Origin of the sequence: Polaromonas sp. AET17H-212, assembly GCF_002379085.1 — a bacterium.
Taxonomy (GTDB): domain Bacteria; phylum Pseudomonadota; class Gammaproteobacteria; order Burkholderiales; family Burkholderiaceae_C; genus Polaromonas.
On sequence record NZ_NBZW01000044.1, the window covers coordinates 1 to 24,004 of the forward strand.

18 protein-coding genes and 2 pseudogenes are annotated in these 24,004 nt (G+C 55.2%); 9 read left to right on the top strand and 11 right to left on the bottom strand.

Annotated features, from left to right (window positions below; genetic code table 11):
* Positions 1-433: 433 nt before the first annotated feature.
* Together B7G53_RS22655 and B7G53_RS21105 are read right to left on the bottom strand one after the other, a co-directional pair.
* A complete protein-coding gene (locus tag B7G53_RS22655) occupies positions 434-646 on the bottom strand; it encodes a hypothetical protein (RefSeq protein WP_141396422.1) in 213 nt (70 codons plus the stop codon).
* Between the two features lie 45 nt (positions 647-691).
* A complete protein-coding gene (locus B7G53_RS21105; RefSeq protein ID WP_096671413.1) occupies positions 692-2,347 on the bottom strand; it encodes an anti-phage dCTP deaminase in 1,656 nt (551 codons plus the stop codon).
* A gap of 394 nt (positions 2,348-2,741) precedes the next feature.
* Here B7G53_RS21105 and B7G53_RS21110 point away from each other — a divergent pair, with 394 nt between their 5' ends.
* A complete protein-coding gene (locus tag B7G53_RS21110) occupies positions 2,742-4,043 on the top strand; it encodes a hypothetical protein (RefSeq protein WP_096671415.1) in 1,302 nt (433 codons plus the stop codon).
* A gap of 30 nt (positions 4,044-4,073) precedes the next feature.
* On the opposite strand, the gene B7G53_RS21115 is transcribed toward B7G53_RS21110, so the two are convergent.
* Positions 4,074-4,754: a recombinase family protein gene (locus B7G53_RS21115; RefSeq protein WP_096671417.1), complete on the bottom strand. Its 681-nt coding sequence runs from the start codon at positions 4,752-4,754 to the stop codon at positions 4,074-4,076.
* A gap of 103 nt (positions 4,755-4,857) precedes the next feature.
* On the opposite strand from B7G53_RS21115, the gene B7G53_RS21120 reads away from it, so the two are divergent.
* Positions 4,858-5,244 carry a hypothetical protein gene (locus B7G53_RS21120; RefSeq protein WP_141396423.1) on the top strand — a complete coding sequence of 129 codons (387 nt, stop codon included), beginning with the start codon at positions 4,858-4,860 and terminating at the stop codon, positions 5,242-5,244.
* A gap of 403 nt (positions 5,245-5,647) precedes the next feature.
* On the top strand, positions 5,648-6,172 hold the full coding sequence (locus B7G53_RS21125; RefSeq protein ID WP_096671421.1) for a hypothetical protein: 525 nt from the start codon (positions 5,648-5,650) through the stop codon (positions 6,170-6,172).
* A gap of 180 nt (positions 6,173-6,352) precedes the next feature.
* On the opposite strand, the gene B7G53_RS21130 is transcribed toward B7G53_RS21125, so the two are convergent.
* A complete protein-coding gene (locus B7G53_RS21130; RefSeq protein WP_096671423.1) occupies positions 6,353-8,506 on the bottom strand; it encodes a site-specific integrase in 2,154 nt (717 codons plus the stop codon).
* A gap of 389 nt (positions 8,507-8,895) precedes the next feature.
* Between B7G53_RS21130 and B7G53_RS21135 the strand changes: the two genes are divergently transcribed.
* Positions 8,896-14,268 (top strand): tyrosine-type recombinase/integrase, encoded by a 5,373-nt coding sequence (locus tag B7G53_RS21135; RefSeq protein WP_217992639.1) that lies wholly within the window; start codon positions 8,896-8,898, stop codon positions 14,266-14,268.
* Positions 14,269-14,292: 24 nt separating this feature from the next.
* On the opposite strand, the gene B7G53_RS21140 is transcribed toward B7G53_RS21135, so the two are convergent.
* The 5 genes from B7G53_RS21140 to B7G53_RS22660 all read right to left on the bottom strand — a co-directional run bounded on the left by B7G53_RS21140 (position 14,293) and on the right by B7G53_RS22660 (position 18,493).
* Positions 14,293-15,291: a hypothetical protein gene (locus B7G53_RS21140; protein ID WP_141396425.1), complete on the bottom strand. Its 999-nt coding sequence runs from the start codon at positions 15,289-15,291 to the stop codon at positions 14,293-14,295.
* A gap of 571 nt (positions 15,292-15,862) precedes the next feature.
* Positions 15,863-16,114, bottom strand: coding sequence for a hypothetical protein (locus B7G53_RS23060; protein ID WP_217992640.1), 252 nt, complete (start codon positions 16,112-16,114; stop codon positions 15,863-15,865).
* 393 nt (positions 16,115-16,507) lie between these two features.
* Positions 16,508-17,422 (bottom strand): nucleotidyl transferase AbiEii/AbiGii toxin family protein, encoded by a 915-nt coding sequence (locus B7G53_RS21155; RefSeq protein ID WP_096671431.1) that lies wholly within the window; start codon positions 17,420-17,422, stop codon positions 16,508-16,510.
* Complete coding sequence (locus B7G53_RS21160) at positions 17,415-18,173, bottom strand: type IV toxin-antitoxin system AbiEi family antitoxin (protein WP_096671433.1); 759 nt, start codon at positions 18,171-18,173, stop codon at positions 17,415-17,417. Before B7G53_RS21160 ends, B7G53_RS21155 begins: the two co-directional genes overlap by 8 nt.
* Positions 18,174-18,301: 128 nt before the next feature.
* Entirely contained in the window at positions 18,302-18,493 is a 192-nt protein-coding gene (locus B7G53_RS22660) for a hypothetical protein (RefSeq protein ID WP_176491438.1), read from the bottom strand.
* Between the two features lie 53 nt (positions 18,494-18,546).
* Between B7G53_RS22660 and B7G53_RS21165 the strand changes: the two are divergent.
* Positions 18,547-18,957, top strand: a pseudogene (locus B7G53_RS21165) (integrase core domain-containing protein); the annotation flags it as partial.
* A 19-nt stretch (positions 18,958-18,976) separates the two neighbouring features.
* On the opposite strand, the gene B7G53_RS21170 reads toward B7G53_RS21165, so the two are convergent.
* Positions 18,977-19,645: a FadR/GntR family transcriptional regulator gene (locus tag B7G53_RS21170; RefSeq protein ID WP_096671435.1), complete on the bottom strand. Its 669-nt coding sequence runs from the start codon at positions 19,643-19,645 to the stop codon at positions 18,977-18,979.
* A gap of 241 nt (positions 19,646-19,886) precedes the next feature.
* Here B7G53_RS21170 and B7G53_RS21175 point away from each other — a divergent pair, with 241 nt between their 5' ends.
* From B7G53_RS21175 to nrtS, 4 genes are all read left to right on the top strand, one after another.
* On the top strand, positions 19,887-20,768 hold the full coding sequence (locus tag B7G53_RS21175) for a fumarylacetoacetate hydrolase family protein (protein WP_255250119.1): 882 nt from the start codon (positions 19,887-19,889) through the stop codon (positions 20,766-20,768).
* Between the two features lie 21 nt (positions 20,769-20,789).
* On the top strand, positions 20,790-21,380 hold the full coding sequence (locus B7G53_RS21180; RefSeq protein ID WP_096671437.1) for a carboxymuconolactone decarboxylase family protein: 591 nt from the start codon (positions 20,790-20,792) through the stop codon (positions 21,378-21,380).
* A 90-nt stretch (positions 21,381-21,470) separates the two neighbouring features.
* Positions 21,471-22,508 (top strand): tripartite tricarboxylate transporter substrate binding protein, encoded by a 1,038-nt coding sequence (locus tag B7G53_RS21185; RefSeq protein ID WP_096671439.1) that lies wholly within the window; start codon positions 21,471-21,473, stop codon positions 22,506-22,508.
* Between the two features lie 370 nt (positions 22,509-22,878).
* The gene (gene nrtS / locus B7G53_RS23400; RefSeq protein ID WP_176491439.1) at positions 22,879-23,157 is read left to right on the top strand and encodes a nitrate/nitrite transporter NrtS; all 279 of its coding nucleotides are present in this window, start codon (positions 22,879-22,881) and stop codon (positions 23,155-23,157) included.
* A 90-nt stretch (positions 23,158-23,247) separates the two neighbouring features.
* Here the strand turns inward: nrtS and B7G53_RS21195 are convergent.
* Positions 23,248-23,862: pseudogene (locus B7G53_RS21195) on the bottom strand (IS701 family transposase); the annotation flags it as partial.
* Positions 23,863-24,004 lie beyond the last annotated feature (142 nt).

Sequence of the window (24,004 nt, forward strand, 5' to 3'; positions counted from 1 at the left end):
TCGCCAGTTCCGAGGTCTTCGTCCAGCGCCCGGCCGGCATCGGCACGCGCAAGCAGCGCCATGCTGGCATCGGAAAAATCAAACCAGTCATTCATTTTTTTCGTCGTTTCACGCCAATGTTGGCGGCAAGCATAACGGCTTCGCGAAGACCCCTCCGGTTAGCACGCTAGAAATCACTTGACTGTGGCATGGCCGCCCGCGGCTCACGTAAGTCATTGATTTGGTGCGGCTGGCGGGGATCGAACCCAAATGCCCGCGCCCTTAACATCGCCAATAAATAATGCTTAGTTGTAGCATGGTTTTGTATCACCATGGTCTGATTGGCAGCCAAGCAATGCAGTGACGCCATTAATGAACTTGAGCAGCGAATCAGCCCTTATGTACCAAGCAAAAAGCCGCAACTAGTGCGGCTTTTAAGTGATAACGATAGACTTCACCACTTCAGTTTTTGTGCATTCAACAGCACACGCTCAAGGATTGCATTATCTTCATGAGAAGTGTGGCCGGATGGCGCATCTCTTAGGCCAAACTGCACATGTATTACGTTAGCGACAGCGCTGAAGTTGGGCGTCTCAGCCAGAGGGCGCCCTTGTTCGAAGTCAAAAGAAAGCTGTATGTGAGAGGAAGAGTCGTTGTAATCCTGCATCCACTTCTCCTTTCAATCCACTGTTTCTAGCCCCTCATTGTAGCGTCATACGGGATCACCTGGGGTCGACTTTTTAGCCTGCTTTTCCCTCAATATTGTGATTTCTTGCTCAAGATGTTCGACAGCTTTCAGCTCAAAATCCCGATAACTATCCAAATATTCGGGAACACCCTTGGACGCAAGTTGAATTTTAATAGGTACAAATTTTCCCTCCGAATTTTTTCTGTCGGTTGCTCGAAACATGTTGTGAAAAAGACGCGGAGCAACTCCTTCAAAATGTAAAAATTCAACACGTTGAGGGGTAATCTCCGTACTTTCCTCAACCTCGAAGGCGATCGCGTCTTTGTGCAAGTCCTTTGCCAAGCTCTTTTCGTATGGCTCCACGTAAAACACCTTCATGATCCCTGCGGCGACAATATGTCGTGCGCAGTTGTGACAGGGAAAAGTCGTTGTATACAGCGTGGCACCCTGCAAACTTGTTCCGCCTATACGCGCCAGAGAAACAATTGCATCCATTTCCGCATGAACAGATCTTGAGAACTCAATTAGATCTTTGATCCTTGTATTTTCATAAATTGCAGCCAGCAGTTTATTTCGTCGCTTCTGCGTCAATACAATCGGGTTGTCTTGTTCCCCATTTGCATCCTCCCCTTCTGGTGTGGCATCCGCGGCTGCAGCCAACACTACGTCAATTGCAGAACCGATGGCCTCCTGAAGATTTTTCTTATGAAGATCGTTGAAGCACTCCCGACCCTCTTGGTGAATGCAGCGCATATCAGTTACCTTCGCGGAGTCAGTGTAGAGACCTCCGCCAGGTTTGGGGACATCGTTGCAACCAGTAGCCACAATCTCGCCGGAACTAGTTGAAATTGCAGCGCCAACTTGGCGAGACAAGCATGCTGATCGCAGGCTGGCCGAGTAGGCAGCATACATCCCATTCTCCGCATCGGACGGCGTAACACTCTTGTCACCATGCAGCAAATTCAGAAACCTAACGAGCTTTTCCTGCTTATCGTTTGCAGTCATCGCATCATTTCGAATAAAGTAATCTGCCAAGTGCAACGTCTTATCGAGTTGTTGCCCGTCCTCCCTATCTTCCAGGCGATCAATTTCCATCAAGCTATTTACTTCATCCGCCCTCACATGCTCACCCTCAAGGGTAGACACCCTCCGGTCATAGATTCGAGTGACCCCAGCAAGATAAAAAAGATTCCGATACAAAGCTCTTAAAAGGGTCACCTCTTCAGGGCGCTTAACCTGCTCAATGAGATAGGCGACTCTTCCTGGGACTTCAGTTCCCCTTTTCCCGCGATCTAAGGCAATTGCCTTTGCAGCGAATTCAGCCAGAATTGCTGGATTTGAGGTGCCCTGTCGGAGTGCTTTGCCGGCCTCCTGCAGCAGCCTATAGCGGTTATAGCGAGCAGACTTGGTTGGGTCTAATTGCGGTTTGGAAACAAGCTCGGTACTTAGAGCTTCTTCAATGAACTTGCTTAGCTTTATTCGAACAACGTCAACATATCCTCGTTCGCGTAAGCGCTCTTCAAGTGCTTCGGCGACGCCGGATAGTCCGCAGCCAATGGGGCCAGCCAGGGCTATAACTAATTCATCTGACCGCCTCGCATTGAATTTGTTAGTCAGCTTTTCATTGCTTCTTGATACCTTATCTTTTGGCATAGATGCTTGTTTGAGCAGAGCCGACATGTTGTCCCTTTTTAAATTTGGTTACATATTAACTCCTGGCGGGACCAGCATCTACTCTTCTCGGCAATCAACATGTCAATCCATTCAAACGCGGGCGAAAGCCCAAGGGCGAGCGGACATTGACGGCGGCTGAACACAAGCGACTGAATCGCGTTCGGCTGTCGTCAGAGTCGGTTGAGGTGATGCTTCGGCTAGACGCTGGAACAGCCAATTTCCTTGACCAGCCGCAACCGCGCACAACGTCACCCGCTCGTACGTCGCCGACCTGCTTTGCACTTTGCGATTGACCGCATTGGCAGGGCTGTAGCCCAGGCGGAGGCTTTCCCTGCACTTTGTGTTTACACTTAGTTTGTAACACGCTGTTGTGGCGCGGACCGGTCACGGAGGACATTTGATGTTGGAAGACTTGCCTGATGTTCCCCCTGCCGTGGTTCTGCTTCTCGTAGAGGTGTCACTTAAAAGCCGTGGCGACTACCTTGACGCGCGCAGACGCCTAAAAGCGCTGCTGCCCGAACTCAAAGCGCAGAGCGAAGTTTATGAGGCTCAGCAGATAGCAGCGCCCCGTGTAGCCGCGCCGCCAGGCCGGATGGATATTTACATGGACGGGGGATTGAATCTTTTCGATTCCGACGCCTCCTGCCGCTCGTGGAATTGTCGAACAGCGGGCGCCGTGCGCCTGGCACGCAGCGTGGGATTGATAGCCGACACCATTTGGCTTACAGATTACTTGACAGAGCGCTTCTGTCGATTTGGCCGCGTGACCAACCAAAAGCTCGACGAAGTTCTTGCTGATACGCTCGTGCTAGGCGAATTGATGCCCTTGATCTTGGATGGGATAGTGAAATTTCGAACGCCCTGGATTCCGGCTTGCCCTAGCTGCTCGGCGAGTTTCTACGAAGAAGTAGACGAGATTGCGGCGCACTTGTGCAAAGAATATGCTGGAGAGTTTGCGTTAGTAGGTCATGGGGGTGATGCCTACTCGATAGGAACTGGCGACCTCTATTCCCCAACTCTAGATCTTCAGATCACGCCCAGCAAAACGGGCAAGGGGAGCATTCCCTCTGTTGACACCTATGCGATCAAGGTGGCACATGCGGCGGTGCAATCCGCGCTATGGGTAGGCCGAGAGGCGGTTCTCGGTGGAGGTTCCATTTTCTCGAACTCAAAAATCGGCCTAGCTGGTTTGGCGTATAAAGATGCGCGCGCACGAAGTCATTCAGAGCTAAGGCTACTTGAAGACAAGCGTTCAATAGTTGTTCCTTGGGTGAACAATCTCAGCCCTCACCAGATAGTTCAACTTCGAAGGGAGGCGTCAAAGGCACTCCCTACCTTCCGCGAAACCCTCGCCAGAGGTCTTTCCCCGACGCTTCCGGGAGATTCAGATTCATCCGGTATAGACCTTATTGACGACCTTCGAATGCAGGCCGCCGAGGTTCGCGGCGAACTCGAAAACACTCGACAACACGCTAACCGGTTTTGGAAAACAGCCTACGTCACTCTCGGTTTTGGAATTTCTGCTTATGGGGTGGGTACTGACCAGGTTATGCCGGCGCTAGGTGGCCTGCTTCCGCTACTCCAATTGCTTATGAACCATAAATCGGGAACGGAAGCTGAGATGGAAAAGTTGCACCGCCGCCCAGGATACGTTTTGGTCAAGGCGCAAGACATCCTGGCACATGACCATCAGTTAAGTTGACTACAAATACGATATGGTGACGCGAAGCCCTTAGAGCGTTACAGGAAGCCGACCCAGCAACCGCTGCACCTGAGACAACCGCCAATCGCCGCCACGAGGAGCCGGTACCTTGGCTGCGTTAAGTTCGGCGACCATAGCTCGCTGACTCAGTGACCTGGCACGAAAGCCAGCTACCAGGCCAGATATACCTGCGGCAAACGTGCCTGCAGCCGCTTGGCGGGCTTCAATATTAGGTTTTAAGTTGTGTCGCCCCGCCAAGCCCAACTGAATGCCTCGAACCTTTGCGGCGGCCAATGCTGCCTTGGTTCGCGTTCCTATACGGCGTCCTTCGAACTCGGCGAAGTTCGCCATACTGACCAAAATCATACGTCCCTCATCGGATGCAGGACAGACATCCGGCAGATCGGCGAAGCGGATGTCCACGCCGCTGTCATCTATCACTTCCAAAAAGAAACGAACGTCTCGCGCCAGCCGGTCTAACTTCCCAATAACCAACGCAGCGCCCTGCGCCTTGCACGCGGCTAGGGCTTTAGCCAACTCTGGCCTCGCCTTGCCGGCCTTACGACCTGACTCGATTTCGACAATCTCGCCAACCAAGCTGCCACGCCCACGCAAATAGCTTGCAACCGCAGCTCGCTGCGCATCCAGACCCAAGCCCGATGCCCCTTGGCGTTGAGTGCTGACCCTGACATAAGCAACAAAATTCTGCACGCTGTACCCCTGACCACATTGAAAGACGAACGTTTAATGTGTAGTCACTGTAGCATGTAATTCGTGAATATACGCGAATTAGAATTTGTGGTATAATGGCCACATGAATGAAGAACCTGTTCCCACGCAAAAAAAGCGCGGCCGCAAACCAATAGGCGACAAGGCAATGGACGCGTCCGAACGCAAACTTCGGAGCCGCAGGCTGCAGAACGAGCAAGGCTCCGTGGAATGCCTGATCCGCCTTAGTGGCGGCACCTTGAATTTCATCGACCAGCTTGCTTTGGCTAATGGTGCCTCTCGTTCAATGGTCATTGAAGGATTAATTGATTTCGCGGTTGCTCGAGTTGCTCTTGGTGTCGCGGATGCAGAGCGGGTTAAGTCGCAGGGAGGCTCCGACGAGGCTGCTGAGGCGGCGCTGAAGAACGCCATTGAGGTGACGTTGCGTCCAGGAAGCGTTGCCAAGTACAAGGAGGTGTTGGGCATCAAATAGGCATTCAATCTCATGCTTTACCGGTAACCATACGTTCGGGCATGAGTAAGCGACACCAAGGTGTTGCAGGGGCAGAAGGAACTGGTGAAACCCCAACGGTGGAGTTGGCCCGAAAGGCCGCCGCAGACCGTACCAGTGAGTGTGATTGACGAGCGCCGGACCTCAACATCGTCAATCTCGCAACACATAGCTGTGGCTACTGTTGAGGACAAATTTGAACCTATACCCAGGGGAAGCTCTGCGGAAGGACGGCGTGCCACCTTAGTCTCACTTCGTCGTGGGGTTGGGGGAGTTATGGCACCTCGACCTTCCCCAGGGCATCAAACAGATTGTTTAAGGCTTCGCCTCAAACAACTCAACACTTTCACCTTATTGCGCCCGCAGTTTACTGAGACTCAAACAAATGCCCAAGAAGACAGCGATCCCCGAACAAGTGGCCCAGGCCCTGGTAATGCGGGAGGCGGGCTACTCAGTGCTTTCGATTAGCCAGAAACTCGGCATCAGCGTTCGCTCCCTACAGCGCCACTTCGCCGAGCATGGAGCGAAGAAGGGCATCCTCAAACAAGAGCTGCTCGACGCCGCCCGGGCTGAGCTGATGAAACGGGTCCTTTCCGACGACGCGATCCGTGAGGAGGCCGCCCAGCTCATCAATGACGACTTGGCACACACGCGGCACCTGCGCGGCCTCATGCTGACCGCATCTGAACAATTGCATGCCAGCTCACTCAAGGAGGCGGTGTTGGTCATGCGGGCGGCTGCAGCCTACAGCACGGCGATCAAGAACACTTCGGACACCCTGCGGCAAACGATGCGGGTCGAACGGGCCTTGGTCGGGGCAGAAACGGAAATGCCAGAACTACTGATTCGAGAGATGACGCAGCAGGAGGTAGAAGACCTAAGGGAGGAGCAGGAAGCTCAAGAGACTTAGGGTGAAGCTCGGCATGACACGTTTGGCATGGGGATGGCACGTTTATGGCGGACACGAAGTCTTAGGATTACGCACATGTCGTCTTAGGGCAGCCTTGTATTTTTGCGGGTTGGATTTGAGAATTTCACTAGGAAAGGCCGGTCTCCCTGAGACTCTTCGTTGCGCCAGTAAGTCACTTACTTAAACACTCACTAGCGGCCCTAAATCCTCCCTTCCCCGCCTTGTTCCTTGCTTGTTGTTGACCGCAACGCGAACTTGTTCAATACCGAAATCAATCTCGAATTTGGCAATCTCCGCAAGATCAGTGCGGACACCAGTTATGAGTGCTGCTTTTTCACTCATCGTAGTGCTTGAATAGTGATTTTCATTCACACCGACCAGTTTGTGGCCCACGACCTTCAGGCGGATGAAGCGCTTTAGATCAGGATCATCAAAAGGCAACGTGGAGAAGGGGACGCGCAGGAGCAAGTCGTTGAAATTGGCCCGGAGGCAGTGAAAGACTTTGGATCCGTCTCGCGGCATGCCTAAGCGTTTGAACATCGCCGACATTTTTCGGATCGACTCCTTTGCGTAGCGCGCATCCGATGTAGCGTAAGACAGCTCTGGAAACAAACGCGTGAACCCTTCCTTTTCCAGACGCTCGCGGTAAGAAATCAAACCCAGCTTGATCAGTAGAGGCGAAACAGGAATTAGCCTCGTCGCATTTGCGTTTTTCAACGACTTGTCCGGCGTTGTTTCATTGATGTCGAAATACCAGACGCCGTCATCTGAACGATTGATGTCTCTTAGGTAGAGCTGGCTAACCTCCTTAATCCGGCATCCGGAATGGAGTGCAATGATCGGCAGCCAGTACTCGAACGGATACCACCGCGCATTTCCCCTGACGTGGCGTCCGTTGCCAGTTTTGTACTGCTCTTGACCGAATATCAGACGTAACTCGTCCTGTGTGAAGGGCACCCTGTCATCGCTGTCATCGTCAACGCCATGGGCTTTACGCTGCGCTTTAGTTTGCCGCTCTGTTTTTCGATCCGCTGCGGTCTTGGTCTGCTCCCCCAGCACGGCGACTACTGGGTTCTCTTTCAGCCACTCTTGCGCTACTAGCCATCGAAACATTTGATCGACCCATTGCAGCCGCTCGTGACGAGCCTTCTCGCTCATCAGGGGCCAATGCACACCATCATTCCGTAGGGCAGCAGTTGTAGCCGCCATCGACTCGCGCTTGTATGCCTTTGGGATATTGTTCGATTTGGCAGGCATTGATTCCAGTTTCTGGCGGAACTCCCGCAGAAGGTCAGCACTCACTCTGCTCAGAGGCATATCGCCCACCAACTCAACAAACAGCGCACAACCACGTCGCTTCTGTTTTTGCTCGGTCAAGCTCGCTACGCTGCCTGGAATGCCGCTGGGGGTCGTTGCATAAGCTTCTAACGCTGCGGAAAACAGCTTGTCCGCTTTGTTCCCAGCGCCACCATCCACACCTTTGAGGGACGCCATTTGAATTTCTTGCGCTCGTTGAATCTGCTCGGCCGTCACCTTCTGTCTCATGTAACGATGAACAATATCAACCGCATCGGCCCGAACCTCCAATGCCCCAACATTGAAACGAAGGCTTTTTTCCGGAATAAAAAGCTTGCCACGCGCGTCGGGTGCATCAAAACACACCACGTCAATCTCTTCGAGACCTTCGGAAAGTATTACTCCTGCAAGAGCCGCGCCTTCATTTCTTGGAATACTCAGCAAACCACTTAAAACGACCGCAACAGCGTCATCGGGCATCTGCCTTGGCAATGGCAGCACAAAGCCGCCAGAAGCGCCCTGAGCGGGATTTTCAAGTTCGAGGTCTTCAGCTGAAAGAATGTATCCAGGCACTTGAGATACCCGACAAAGCAGCGGCATCCTGCCCTCGGCCGCCATCCTTAATAGCTCGGTTTGTTCGATACCGGTTGACTCGACAGCATCGGATAGACGCAAGTGTTTGCTGGCAACTAGAGCAGTTGCGGGGCCGATTAGCTTGAGGATGTCTGAAGTCATTGGACTGGACTCTAACGCCAATAGCTTCTGACGCCAGCCAGCCACCAGAATAGAAGCGACTAGCTTTGCAATCGAAAATTCATGCGTCCTGGTTGACTGTGAGAACTCGCGCCTGCCGGCAAGCTCACGCAACCTGAGGGGAACGACAAGTCGCGCCCACCAAATGCCGCCACGGCGGGCAAGATGACTGCTCATAAACATACGCCTTTGTAGCAAGACGATGTAGCAGGCGACGCAGAATCCGAAAAATCCCTTGGAATCAAGGGCTTGGACAAGACTGGTGCGGCTGGCTTCGGAGACCACTTGAATATGCGTTACGGCGTTGTGCCAAAATGTGCAAAAACTCGTTACTTGACGTAAAATGTTACTTTACGCGCCGAATTTAGTCCCTTCCGACCCCGTTTGATACCTATTTCAATGGTTTTAACGAAGAAGCGAAGGCAACCCCGGTGTGACTAAAACTCCACTCTGGGCGCCGATTGACCTTAAAACTTTCTGATTCTCGCGTAGAGCAATGGGCTATCGAGCAGGGAGTCTTGAACAAAGCCCTGGCATTTAGAACCGCAATCGGAAGCCCATCTGAACTACTCCTATCCGGCAGCCTGGCATTCTTGGCACGCCCCACAACCCTGGAAGTGCTTAGCAATTGGGGATCTCACCCCTTAGTCCCCCAAGCCCTCCGCGACCTTTCCGTGGCAGCCCAGACCATCCTGCCGCCAGAGGCAGAGCTTGCCTCTACAGGACGTGCAAAGGTACAACATAGTAAGGAGTTTCAAGCCGCTCCCCTAGCGGTGATGTTATGTGCTCAGGTTATTGAAACCGAAGAAGCAAGCAGGTACCTAGAGGACATTGCCTGCCTTCGCGTTTACCTGCTCGTGACAGCAATGCAAGACCGCACACCAGGGCCACGCACTCAAGAAGCAGCTAAGCACGTGGTTCGCTTTCTGGAGGAGGCTACTAGGTATCCCAAAGCCCTCAGGTGGATAGCCCAAATTTCTGGGGCGAACCGCCACTTCGATACGTATCTGACGGGGATCTCGGACGGCGCCAAAACACTCAAGGCAGAAATTCGGTCGAATCAATCGACAAACGACTCATCCCATGCTGGGATTAGATTTGCCAGAGACATGGAAGCCACCGCCAAGGGTTGCGCATCAAGGTCTGAAGAAACCACCGAGCGTCAGAAAGCTTCATTCACTAACAACGACTGGAGTTCGGCACTAGAGGAGCATTTTGGAGGCAATTCGGAGATCCAAGTTGAGAAGATCGGAGCACTTCCGTCAGAAGACGACCATGAGGAGGATCCTACGGAGATCGCAATCCTTACGAAGTCGCCGACACCTGAGCACAGGTATCGCCTGGGGCTGGGTCTTCACCTGCAAACGCAAACCGAGAGAAATGTACTTGCTTACTCATGGGACCGGCTAAGACCTGACGAGCTTGAAATCCTCTTGAGGCTAATCGACCATTGGCTGCAGACCAAAAGCCTGCGGCTACTAGGCGCAATTTCATCCTTGGCGCTACTAACGCGAAATAGCATCGAGGTCGCATGTAGTACTGTGCTGTCGGCCAGCCCAGAAGATTCTCCTTGGGTTCTGAATGTTGAAGTGGGCAAACTAATTCGGCGGCCAAATCGACCCCTTCAACGGTTTCGAATCCTGGAAAGGGCTGAGGCGTGGGTAAGACCCCTGGCGGCCATCAACGAGGTCCAGTTGTCTCCCCGGATTCACGCCATTTTGTTGGATGCTCTGAAAGAGAAGCCAAGTGCCAACACGCTGGGCGGCTTCTGGACAGAAGAGACGAGCCCCCATGCAAAGTTCGACCAAATCTGCAGGGAAACGCCGGGCCTGCAGCGAATCAAACAGGGAATGTTGAAGGCCACAGCCGATCAGTTGATCTTCAATGAGACCAATGACTCGACTTTCACGCGCATGCTGCTTACTCCTGCACAGTCCGTCACACCAAGTGCAGGCTCGTATTCATCCTGGACTCAAGCCTATGCGAATAGCGCGTTTAGTCGGTTGTCCCACGATGTGCTCCCTCCCTCCAATCTACCTCAAGGGGAAAACGCACTGGGAAGCGAAATCGATCCCGACGACTCCAAAATACAAGAGGCGTTTGCTAGTGCCTCTGCCCGCATTGACAGTATCTTTGATGCACACCAGCCAGACACTTGGGTAGACCTGCACAATGCCATTACCGTCTACAGCGTCGTGACCCTGTTGGCTTGCACCGGAGCGCGTCCAGTCACGTCGATATTTGAATGCCTTCAAGATTTTGATCTGAACCAGTCCAGGGCTCGAATATTTATCGATGACAAAGTCATTCATGAGGCGCGCTCCGGCCGTTGGGGCCGTATCACCCCGCTCCCGCCGCTCGCAACAGAGCTTATGCAAAAGCTCTATTTGCCTTACTTTGACTGGCTGCTTGATCACCTGACAGCGTTGGGTGTAGGCAATCCAGACTACGCCGCATTGGCATTTGGGATGCAAGAGCACAAGGCCGAGGGGAAAAGGCCAAATATGCCGCTCTTTTTTCTTTTGAAACAAGCCCCAAAATTACGCATTGTCGAAATTAACGAAACAGAAATTGCAGAATCAGGTTGCTTCGACTGGCCTCTTCCTTGCAACCTCTTCAGACATCGCCTCTCGACAAGACTGCGCAGCAATGGCGCTGGCGAAGACTTTGCAGCTGCTCAGTTGGGCCATGCTGAAGCGGGATCAGAGGTCTACGGAAGCTTCTCACCGCAGTGCTGGGCAGATGACGAAAACCGCTGGAGGCAAGCCCTCGAGGAGGCGACACGTCCCTTAGGCATTTCAATCGTGCAGTTTCGAACACCGGCAACGACTCCATTGTCAGTGTCAAGCAACTTTCAAAGTTTTTTAGGAAAAACAAGATTTGGGTCTGAGGCCCGCCGCTATGACCGTGCGTCGAATCAACAGCACGCCGAGGCCGCAGCGCTGGCGATGATCCAACAACGTATTGCCTCTGCGCTGAATGAAGCCGGCGTGGAGGCGCTCGCTGTCGATCAAAGTTCCTTTCCCGAAAAACTTGATGAAGACCAACTCCGACGCTTGAACGATCAGGACTTCTGGACGGGTCTTGGCCGACAAATGCTCTTCACTGACGCTGACACTCCACGCCCCAATCACGCGATCTGGTTTCAAACATTCGAGGACTTCCGGGCAAAGGTTTTTGCAGGGTCATATGCCCCAAAACTGGATCGACTTCTCGTCAATAGACCAAAAACACAGCGATTCGCGTTTCCGCACGCTACGCTTCTTGCAGAGGGGAATCTCGCTATTTTGAGACAGCATATTCGGCAGGTCTTCGACACCGTACCGATTTACCGTCGCTCCCTAAAACTGCAGGGCGCCCTTAGCGCAATAGATATGGCCCTCACTGGCCTTGTCAGCGACGCTTCTTTACTAAAGCGATTGGGAAACTGCGATCCGGCAGGGTTCCAAACTCATGTGCGGGCATCGATCTTGTATCTCGCCAGAATTCCTTCTCGGGACGAACAGGCCTCACCAGCATTTGGATGGCAGTGCGTACCAGCGAGGTGTGCCAATGATGTGCTCAATATCATCTCCTCAACCGGAAAGACCCAGCAAAGCACTACGATTCCAAAAGAACTCGCTACCTTTGCTCGCTATACAGAGTCAACGCTTCAGCATCCAAACGAGAGCTTGCAGAATACCGATCAGCTCATCGACAAAATTTGTGAGCTTGTCAACCACCACAACAGGCTAGCGCTGCCCGGCATTGTGGCTGCCGTTCGGTGCGGTGAAACTGCTTCATGGTCACTTGACGCGTATGGCCTAGCTCGGGCGGCGTTTTCAAAGCACGTGGACGAGCTCAAAGTTATACCGGGCTTGACGTTAAAACTCAATATCCCGGACGCTCGCATTCCATCCATTGGCGACTCGCTCGGTTCACGCGACGCTGACGAAGCACTACTCAAGGTTGTTCGCACACATGTCACTGAGTTCGAAACCAAGGCAAGCAAAATCAAAGCCATTAAAACCGAGGCAAGCAAAACCGAGGCACATAAAAAGAAGGTAAACAAAATAAATTGGTCAGATCGCAAGCGTTTGAGAGCAGCGACCAAGATTGAACGAGAGCTTCATCAATCAAGGGACTCCGTATCGAGCAGCGTGCAACTGCTGGTCAGCTGGGTTCTGCAGATGTTGCGCGCGAACGGCGTTGCTGGAAAGATGCTGCGTTCATCTTCAATTCTCACGTACATCTCCCTGCTTGCCCCTGCGTTCCTTGACCACGGTCGGGAGATCAATCTCATCGAGGCCGATGAAGACGACCTTGAAGAGTTTTACTTTAAAGTCCTGACTCGACCCGTCGATGAAGCGAGACGTCGACATGCTCATGATGGTGACGACAGGCGTCTTGACGAACGCGCGGTACTTGGAAGGCTTAGAACATTCCATGATTTCATAGAGCAGGTTTACGGCGCAGAAAGTCCCGATTGGTCTGTATTGGGTGAAGATCTGACATCAAGCCAAGTGTCGGCATACATCATCACAACCCAGGAGTATCAATCTGCCCTCGAAATACTCTGCCCTGCTGGCAGCGGTTTTGATCACGACGCCTACCTGGAAGCATTCTTGCTGATTCTCGGTTTTCGATTTGGTCTGCGCAGTGGGGAGGCCATCTCAATGGCTCGACATAATTGGGTATCGGTCGAAGGCGGGTGTGTCGTTCTCGTAAGCGGAATACACAAAAGGCTGAAATCGACTGCTGCCCGCAGGCAGGTACCGCTTTTGGGTCAGCTAACCTCTCACGAGGCAGCGGTGGTAGCCGGCTGGCTAGACCATTGGGTAACGCTGGATTTGCCACCGGCCGCGCCGCTTTTTCCCTCCGGCATCACGCCTAAAGTGCCAGTCCGGTTGCAAGACCACAGATTTCGCGTCGCCACAGCTTTGCGCACAGCCACCAAGTGCGACCGTGTCACGTTCCACCATGCCCGGCATTCATTCGCGTCCGCCATGTTCTTACGCCTGATGGCTCCCCACCTTCTTCCGACTCTTCCTGGAATGGGCGCATCTTGGTTATGGCAGGCTGGGGAGGTACAGAAACAGCTATTGGGACGTATTGGCGTGACTCGACGCTCGCCGTGGGCATTGTCTGTAATGCTGGGCCATTCTCACCCTAGAACAACACTGGTTAGCTACTGTCATTTCGCGCACGAGTGGGGGAATGCCAGGTTGACGGAGAAGCACCCTACAGATTTTGTGCTTCGCAAGATCGAGCATTTGCCGAGCTGGGTCAATAACTTAAGCCTCATGGCTGCAGATGCAGATCCAACGTCACCTTTTCCCTGCCTAGTGCGTCTGAAACGTACTTCGAGAACGCCGCAGGATGTTCTGCACTTTCTTGAAAAGCTGTCGCGAGGGATGCTACCCAGTCGAGCCGGTTGGCTGTGCTCATTTGACCAATCCGAAACCAGCTCATTGATGACTCTCTTGGGTCACCTCACACATAACCCCGCCAAGATACCGGTACTGCATGATCATCCGGTACGTGAAGACTCACGCCTGGGCCAAATCATAAAAGGCCCTAGCCCTCGGAGATGGGAAGAATTGCGCGGCCTTGTGGGGAACAGGGAACTACCACCGCTGGATGGACGGGATGGGGTATATCAAGTCGCTGGACCGCTACAAATTCTTCTATGGCGCGACCAACATTTCGATGCACTTCAGGTCGTCATGAATGCTTTCGGGTGGAGGAAGGCTGACCTCGAAATTTATTATCCGCCGTCGGGTGCTCACACGAGCTCAGCGCTGTCTGAAGAATTTGGATGGTCGCCAGTGACCACAAATTCGAAGTCAGGTGGTAGAAAAATCCATGTCGACGTGGCCAGATATCCCACGCCCTTGATGCGGCGTCAAACTAGTAGCGGCTACATCCACCTGTCAGAAACCAAAGATCGTGTCGGCGTCACTTTAAAACTAAGCCGTGCTGCAGCCCCACGGCCGCAGCCCTCAGGTCTGAGCGAACGCGCGGATCTAGTTCGAATTTGGCTTGCTATCCATCTTCGGGCTAACTGATCAGTGACAGCAACTAGCCTTCGTTCAGACTGGCCTGATCGAATGAAGATAGTATTTATTCTGGTCTCCACCGTGCTCTTCGATTAGTACAACTTCAACCCTCACGAGCCCGGTCGAACGGTCCACCTGCGGAACTCCAGAGTTCCGCCCATTGTGAGCTTGTGCAAGGGCTTCCCCAATCGCCCTGCCATGCTCTGCGTCGTTGTACCCAAGTTGACATGTACGTCCGCCTTTCTCCTCAAGAAGCAAAGTCAACTTTAGCTTTTCAAAATTTACAGCCGCCAGCAGAGCCGTCTGTGGCTTTAGTCTAGTTCTGCTCTTCACAATCTGCTGCCGCAGAGGCATTGTCTCCTTTCTCATCAGCTTTTCATCCCCGCATCGCAAGTCGAAGTTCTCCATGTGCTTGGACTTGCTCAATTCGACCGCCATTATTTGGCCTTTGGAAACAACAGTCCGTATTGCATTGATCGCATCCTGGGGCGTCTCACAGGAGGAAGCCAGTTTTGCAAGATGCGGCGGAAGATCGTCCTCAGGCCTGTGGTCCCCTAGAGCTCGGCTATCGCTCTCCAATCCGTCAACATCGGAGTCAAGCGCTTGAAGTGAAACCTGTTCTGCGAAATTTGCAATTATCTCGGGTGGCGTTGGCGCATACATTTCTTCCGACATTCCACTGGCGACAGCCGTCACCAGCTTCACCTCTTGCGCTGTAAAGCCGTTCAAATCAAGAATTGCCCAGAGCCGACCCTTATCTTCCGTGACGGATTCAACCCGAAATAAATGTTCCATGTTTTTTTTTCGGTCAGGAACAGTGTTGGCAGCCACGCTTCGAATGGAGTCCATCATTTGCACGACGGATTGCTTACAAAGAACAGATGCTGGGGCCTCCATCACCGCACGCCCGTCCTCCATCCAAAACCTGCACTTGAAAGTGGACCCAATGGCAAGCCGCATGCTCTGGTTCTCAGACTCCTGTCTCATTGGAGAGTCAATTTCATCACTGCCATCTACATTGTCTTTTGCCATGAGTTGCCCCTTTGATAGGAAATGCGGCCATGAAAGACACGGCCACCGGGGTTCATTTTTTGCTGCAACAAGTTTTTCTGCAAATCCCAGTTTTGAAAAGCGCTTGAATAATGGTGCAGCGTATATCTCGGATGCGTGGTTGTTGCATTTTTATCACGCAGAAAAATCCGTCTCGCGACGTTCTCTATTTTTGCCGCTCTACACTTGAGAAATTCGCTCGAGCGGTGCGTTCGTCGATGCCACTTCCCGACGCGTCGCAGCAATTAATAAAAATAGATTTCAGCTAAGGGCCAAAACCTTTTGAACGCTGGGAAAAGGTCCGCACACAGACCTGAGTGGGCTCGGTGAGCTCAGTCAATTGTGTTGTCACGGTGACACTCACGGTAGCAAAAATTTCCATTGTCTGTGACGCGCTGGGTGACCGTAACGCGGTTTATTTGACTTCGATGAAGAATCTCAGGTTTGCTTCATCTCCAGTTATCAGCCATGGCGGGGCCGACACACACCCAGGGTCCCCAAAAGCCGGCGCGTCGCCAAAATGCGCTCTGTGCCCGACGTTCGAATGGCTCGATCAATTCAGGTTTCTCTGCCGCTCCCCTGTCTGAGTTGCCCGCTCGACCGCTGCAACGAGCCGGCTGTTGTGCACGGCATGGTGAAAGCCGGGCGTGTAATAGGTGCCTGCCGCGAGATCGCGGGCAAGGGAGGCATAGCTGCATGGCGCCAATTGCGTAGGCACGAGGTAGCTCAAGCCTGCGACGACCACTGGAGAGTTCGATCGCCTGGATGATGTGGGATGCGCGCTGCGCGGGTTTACAGCAGTCAATGCTCGACTCCTTTAGTGCGAGCGGCTGGTCAGCAATCATCCCTTTCGACGTCGAGACACAGCCGCTCTGGCACAAATTTGACGCGAGGGCGGGCCTTTGTTCAAACGACTTCTTGGTGCCGAGACATTCTTATGCGGAATGCGAGGCATCGGTCGTGGGTATGCCTCTCTTCAAGAGTCACTTGCAAGAGAGGGAGATTCAAGGTTAGGGCGCCGATGGAGGTCGCTCCTCTCCGTCGCCCTGCACGCAACCCGATTCCTCACCGCGGTCAGTTGTCGCAGCCCTCGAAGGTTGATCCCTGCCTTACGGCGTAGGCCCACACATAGGCCTTGTGGGTCTTGCCCGCGGCGCATGGGCATGGTGAGCACCACGCCTTCGTAGGCACGTCTGCTTCACGCCAGCAAGGCCTCCAGCATTGCCGCCTGCTTTTCAAAGTCTGCTGGCCGACGCTGGCTAAAGGTCTGCAAGTTGCCCAGTTTCCAGCGTAGTGCCGTCAGTTCGGACGCATACGGACATTGAAGCAATGTCCAATCCGGCTGTGCACGGGCCAGACCCGTCAGGAACTGTTTGTGCTGGCCCGTCAGCCGTCGCGGAAGTTCCTCGCGCAGTCTGGCGCGTATCTCCAGCAGAACGTCGAGACTCACCGGCTCAGTGGTCATACCGACGAAATGATGATGGTATTCATGCGCGATGTCTTTTTCGTTCCCGAACAGCACCTCGTGGGTGGGTCGGTTGTGCCCGGCCAGGTAAGTCACGAAGCATTCCACCACCGCATCCGTCAAACCACCAGACTCGAACATCTTCAGCACGTCAAACAGGTCACGCGGGTGCTGGCGGTCCATGGCCGCGACAAGTTTGCTGCCATACAGCTCTGCAGGCGCCAGGACCGGAAGCTCCAGGGCCACGCTGAACATGTCGGCTGTCTTCGGACTCAGGGGATGGCGCTCGACCGGGAGCACCGTTCCTCGGAAAACCACGTTGACTTCGACCTTGACCTGGGCCTCAGCGTTTTCGATCAGCAGCTTGGTGTCGCCGAGATCCCTGGAGTTCACCTTGCGTGTGGTCAGGTCTAGTCGGGCCAGGCGACCGGCAATGGCATCGATTTCATCGTTGATGGCTTTCAAGGCCTGCTCACGCGGAGTTCGCCAAGGCGTGTAGACCACGTCAATGTCGACTGACAAGCGCGGCATGTCCTGCACGAACAGGTTGATGGCGGTGCCGCCCTTCATGGCGAAGATGTCGCTGGCAAACACATCGGGCGCGGCGGTCAGCAGCAAGCGAACTGTATCGGCGTAAGTTTTATCCATGAGGTTTCAGGCTCAGCAGGTTGCCATCTTTCATGCGGGTGATCCATCGTTTGTCGCTGCCGACAGGCAACGTGTATTGCCTTTGCAGTGCCTCCACGTCGACCACATTGGTTTCACGTGCCCAGGTCAGGAACAGCCGAACGGCTTTGACGCTGGTACAGGACTGCAACAACTCGCCCAGAACCTCTTTGCGCAGGTTGCGAAGACCATCGAACAGGTTGCGCGCCTCCTCCAGTCCCTGATGCGTACCCACTTCGTACAGCAGTTCAAGGACGGCCCGCTCGGGGACCGATACGCGCAAGCCATCCGTCACGCCCGGCGGCGTGGTCAAACTTTTGCTGGCAAGCATGCCATCCGCCCAGTTGAACAGCTTGGCCGACACGTAACGGGATGGGAATCGGGAAGTGAACCACACCGGCAGCACAAAGCGCAGGTCACCCCACAGCACCACCGCCTCGCGCGTCGCGAGATTATGACGCACGCCCTGAAGCGCCAGGGCGCTCTTGCCGGCCACATGCAGGCCGACGACGCGGGTTTGCAGGAGCTTGATCGCGCCGTGCGCGCTCAAAGTGTCACCGGCAAACGCATAAACGCCTTGGCCCAAGCGGTCCAGCCAGCCGCTTTCAGCGTAGTGGGCCGCCAGCTGCGCAGACACACCGATGCGCTCCAGAGCGGCCAGATCGAACGGCATCCCGCGCGGCAGACTGGTCTGGAGCTTCTTGATTAGAGCGTGTCGTGGAGTTCTACCCATGTGCTAAAAATAACACGTTTTCTAATCAAACTCAAGTATGATGATTGAATAGCATTTGATTTTTATTACCTTGTTATATTTTTGGTGCATTATTCAATCAAATAATCACGCTCAGATGCAGCGCATCATCAAACTTTAATGGGAGACCCAGCAGCATGTTCATCAGAAATGCCGTGTTCATGGATCGCATTGATGACACCTGCATCGTGGCCGGACAGCGTGCCCAGCCGGGTGACCGTTGGCCGCGCCAGCAGCGCCCGCTCCATCAGGTCCCTGTGTTGGAGCTCGCCGCTGCCTGGCCGTAAGCAGTTGAGCATCATCAGGCCGCGCTCGAGTGCGCAAGTGGTCCAAGTTTTTGTCCGCATCCCCAGTGGCCGGCTTCGTGCAGATGCACCTGGACGAGCGCAAGGAGTCGGCCGTCGAATTTCTCAAGGCCACTGTGGCCCACTACAAGGCGCTGGGCGTGACGGTCAAACGCCTGTTGACTGACAACGGTAGCGCCTACCGCTCCCAACTGTTCGCAAGGACCTGCCAGGCCTTGGGCATCAAGCACACATTTACCAAGCCGTATCGGCCTCAAACCAACGGCAAGGCCGAGCGATTCATCCAGACTTGTCTTCGTGAATGGGCCTATGGTCGCATCTGGGCCAATAGCGCCGAGCGCACTGCCTGGTTGCCTTCCTTCCTGAGTTACTACAACGCCCGAAGGCCTCACTCAGCATTGGGATACAAACCCCCAGCTTCCCGACTTGGCGGCAACAACCTATTGCAACTTAACAGCTAGCCGGCCAGGCGAGTCGGACCTACACACCCAGCAGATTGCGCTTGACGTGCAGCAAATGCACGCGCGTGAGTTCCAGCGCCAGACTCAGGTCGCGGTCGCGTAAGGCACCCACCAGCGCGCGATGCTCCCGCTGGTAAGCCAGACGCCGTTCGGGCGTCACGCTCTGGCGCTTGAGCAGGCCCCACTCACCCTGTGCGCGCGCCAGGTTCATCAGACGGAACACATTGGCCACAAAGCTGTTATGCGCGGCATCGGCAATGACCTCATGCAGCATGCCATCCCAGTGCTCAAATTCATCCAGCGTCCGGGCACGCTCAGCCTCGTCGCAACACTGGCCCATGCGTGCAAAGTCGCCGGATGTGGCATTGCGCACCACCAATTCCACTATAGAGGGCTCCAGCGCCAGGCGCGCTTCCATCAACTCCGCGGGACTCACCGGCAAGGTCTGCCGCTGGTTGAGGGCCACCAACGCGGACTGAACGTCGTCCCGCACATAGGTGCCGCTGCCCACAGTCTGGCTGATCAGGCCCGCCTGCTTGAGCTGCCCGAGCACCCGGCGCACACCGGAGCGCCCGATGCCGAACTGCACGCACAGATCCCGCTCGGTCGGAATACGGTGGCCGGCACGCCAAGCGCCGGATTTCAAGTTGTCAGTGATGGTGTCGCGCAAACGAGCCACAGGGTCCACAGGTATCCCCAGGAGATGACAGGTCGGACCGCATTCAGGGTCGCCGTAGCCTGCCAATAGAACAAATTAAAACCAAATTAAACCAATACAACAGATACTGCCATCAGAGGGTTTTCCGCCATTTTCTCGAGACAGATTGGCAATACACTTAAAACCATTATCAACCAAGTACAACCAAGACATGGTCCGGAATTCCCGAGTTTGTCTGGTCTGCGCCAACTACCTTCAACTTTTAAAACCCATGAAAATCGCACGTGTCGAATGGTCTGGCCAAGCCCGGCTGGCCCTGGTCAATGAGAAAACATCGCAAGTCGCCATCGTTGGAGGCGAACTCGGTGCGCTGCCCAACCCGGTGCTGAGCGTGATCGAACGCGGCATTGCGGCCAGCGCCCTGCAAGCTGCCGTCACTGACACCGTGGCGATGGACCAGGTCAAATTCCTGTCTCCGCTGTCGGCGATGCTGCGCAACGCGCTGGCCGTCGGCAAGAATTACCACGAGCATGCGCTGGAATTTGACAAGAGCGGCTTCAACGCCACCAGCAACGCCGCCTCGGCCATCCCGTCATACCCGCAAGTGTTCACCAAGGCCACGACCTCACTGACCGGGCCGACCGACGCCATCGTCTTTGACACCAGCGCCACCGACTCGGTCGACTACGAAGGCGAAATTGGCGTGGTCATCGGCCGAACCTGCCGCCGCGTCAGCAAGGCTGAAGCGATGAGTCATGTGTTCGGCTTCGTCGCGCTCAACGACGTGACCGCCCGTGACATGCAGCGCAACCATGCTCAGTGGTTCCTGGGCAAATCGCTTGACACCTTCTGCCCGCTGGGTCCGTGGATCACCACCACCGATGATGCCGACGCCGACATGCAAATGCGCACCTGGGTCAACGACGAGCTGCGCCAGGACGCCCGTATCTCGCAGCTGATCTTTGACGTGCCCACCCTCATCGAGACCCTCTCGCGCACCATGACGCTGTTGCCCGGTGACCTGATCGCCACCGGCACCTCGGTCGGCGTCGGCGTGGGTTTTAACCCGCCCAAGTTCCTGCGCCATGGCGACGTGGTGCGCGTAGCCGTCACCGGCCTCGGTGAGCTGCGCAATACTGTGCAAACTCACTGAACCCACCAAAAGGAATGAACCATGGCCCGGATTGAACCCCTGCCGAAAGACCATAGCCCTGAGCTGGTCAACGCATTCGCGGTTTACGAGCGTTCACTGGGCTTTGTGCCCAACAGCGTGCTTATCTTGCAGCGTCGACCCAAAATGGTCCAGGCCCTGTCCCAACTGGCCGCCGCCGTCTGGGACCCGCAAAGCACGGTGGACGTCGGCTTCAAGCGCCTAGTGGCTCATGTGGCCAGTCGCGCCCACGGCTGCCAGTATTGCATGGCCCACACAGCCGGCGCCGCGATGCGCCTGGGCGTGGACGCGGCCAAACTGGATGCCGTCTGGAACTATGCCGACAGCCCGCTGTACAGCCCGGCCGAGCGGGTGGCGCTGGAATTTGCGTTGGCTGCGGGAAGCGTGCCCAACGCGGTGGACGATGAACTCTTTGCGCGCATGAAACAGCACTGGAGCGACGACGATATCGTGGAGATCACCGGCGTGATAGCGCTGTTCGGATTCATGAACCGCTGGAACGACACCATGGCCACCCCGTTGGAGCCTGAACCGGTCGAGGTGGGCGAGGCCCACTTGGCCAGTCATGGCTGGCGCACAGGAAAACACGTCTGAGCGACACCACCCAACGACCGCGCTCTGGCCGAGGGCACGCAGGTCCCGCGCCATTCACCTGAAAATCAAAACAATCCGATCGGAGACAGCATGACACAACACCATGACACCGCCAGCGGAAAAAAAAATGTGCCCACAGGCCCGTCGCGTCGCCTGCAACGGCGCCTGACCATCTCCGCCATCGGCTGCCTGGCGCTGGCCGCGACCTTGCCCGCGCTGGCGCAAGACAAGTTCCCCAACCGACCCGTGTCGCTGATCGTGCCTTTTCCCCCGGGTGGCGTGGCCGACATCGTGGCCCGCGCGCTGGTGCCAGCGCTTGAGCGCAAGTTCGGTCAGTCGGTGGTGGTGGTCAACAAGGCTGGTGCAGGCGGCGCCATTGGCGCGGCCATGGTGGCCAACGCCAAGCCCGACGGCTACACCTTGCTGATGGCGCTGGCCAGCGTGTCCACCAACCCAGAGCAGGAAAAAATCAACAACCGCCCACCAGCCTTCACGCTGAATCAACTGGCACCGGTGGCACGCATCACCGCAGAAGACATGATGCTGGCCGTGCGCACCGAAAGCCCGTACAAGACCCTGGCCGACGTGGTGGCGGATGCGAAAAAGCGGCCGGGCGGCGTGTCCTACGCGTCGTCCGGCCCCTATGGCGTCTACCACGTGGCCACCGAAATGTTCGCCGATGAGGCCAACCTCAAACTGCTGCACGCGCCCTACGCCGGTGGCGCCCCAGCCATGCTGGCCCTGCTCAGCGGCCAGGTCGACATCGGCCTGGTCACGCGCTCCGTCGGAGCCGCCCAACTGAAGGCCGGAAAAATCCGTCCGCTCGCCGCCTGGGGCATGACACGCTGGAAAGACTACCCCGAAGTGCCCACCGTCAAAGAGGCCGGCTTCAACGTGAACTACAGCTTTTGGACTGGCATGTTCGCGCCGGTCGGCGTGGCGCCGGAGGTCATGAAGGTGGTGCGCGAAGCGGTGCAGGCCGCCGTGGCCGACGTCCAGTTCAAAACCTCAATGGCCGCCATCGGCGCGCCCATCATCTACCAGGACGCGCCCGAGTTCGCCAGGTACTGGGAGAACGATGCGGCACGGGTGATCAAGGTGGTACAGAAGATTGGCAAGATAGAGTGAGCCTGGCGCCGCTGGATTGCAGACAAGCCCGGTATACAGGTTCTCGCCACATCGTGGTGTGGACCCGATTACATCCTGCGTGTTGATGCCAGGTTGGATAATCCACTTCAGGGCTACGTTATGGCTACGCCAAAAGAAAAGAAGGACTGACCACTACGTGGGTTTACGCCTTGATTTAACGTGCGCCGACAGTTTTCTTGATTCGAGCCAAGTCTTTTATCGAGTTTTGACCAAATCTTTGGGAGGATAAGTTCGATGCCACTCAAGAAGCGTGCAATTCAATTGAATTCGAATGAACTCCGCGTCAAGAAAATATTCCGCTGTAGGCAGAGACGTGGTAATTTTTCTGAGGCGGATAGAAATTTAAGAAATGTTATTTAAACAATCCAAATCCGCGCTTGGGCCTGACGGTTCGGGTAAAAGCTTCACAGCTCTCCCACGGCTCATATTGCAGCGAAAAATTTTTGTTCCGGCATTCAAGGTGGCCTTGGTTGTCGGCACCGTCCTGAATGTGATAAATAACGGTGAGCAACTATGGATCCATCACACCCTCAACCTGTGGAACGCCGCATTGAACTACGTAGTCCCGTTCTGTGTCTCGAGCTATAGCGCAGCGCGCCACGAAGCCCGATCTCTGCGAGGCGATTGATGAGCTGCCTGGCGAGCGGTTTCGGCCAAATCGAGCCGTCATCAGCCCGCGCAGCTGTCTTGACGATACTTGTTCAGCGTCGCCTTAATCTTACTGTGTCACAAGAGTAGCTTTGCGCTTGCGCGGCCGCAGCAGGGACACTGGCCGAGTCGGGCGATCAGCTGATAGCTCAGTCGATGGCGCAGTGTCGTGATCGAGGTTGCCACGTGCCGCTGCGCGCGCAGGACTGCCGCGGGGGATGTAATTCTCGGGAAGGGCAGGCACTTGGCGGGCGATGAAGTTTTTTTTACTGCCGACAGACTTGTCAGCGACGAGGCGTTCTGCCATCAGGAACCCGTAGGCCGCGATGCTCAACGCGGCATGATGGTGGAACCCCCGCCAGCCTCGTCCTTCATAGTGGCCCAGGCCGAAGTCCTGCTTCAGATCCTGGTAGTCGCGCTCGATGCGCCAGCGCTGGTGGGCGACGCTGACCAACTCGTTGATCGGCGTTTCTTCGGGCAGCGTGGATAGGAAGTACTTGCTCGGCTCGGCATCGTTTGCAGGCCACTCTATGAGAAGCCATTGCTCGGGACGCAGGCGCGCCTTGCCTGCATTGCCGCCTGCATGGCGCACCCGCACGGCCGCGAAGCGGCCACTCAGTGTTTCGTTGGTTCCCTCACGCCAGCTAACGTTCTGGAACGCTCGGCTCGGCAGGGACATCGTAAGCGTCCGGCCACCCCCTTCTTGAATTCGGCCGTATAAGCGGCAAGGATGGTGTCCACCAAGGAATTTAGGTGGACACCATGAAAGACTCCAAGAAGATCGTGCGCCGGCGTCATAGCGCCGAACTCAAGGCGCAGGTTCTGGG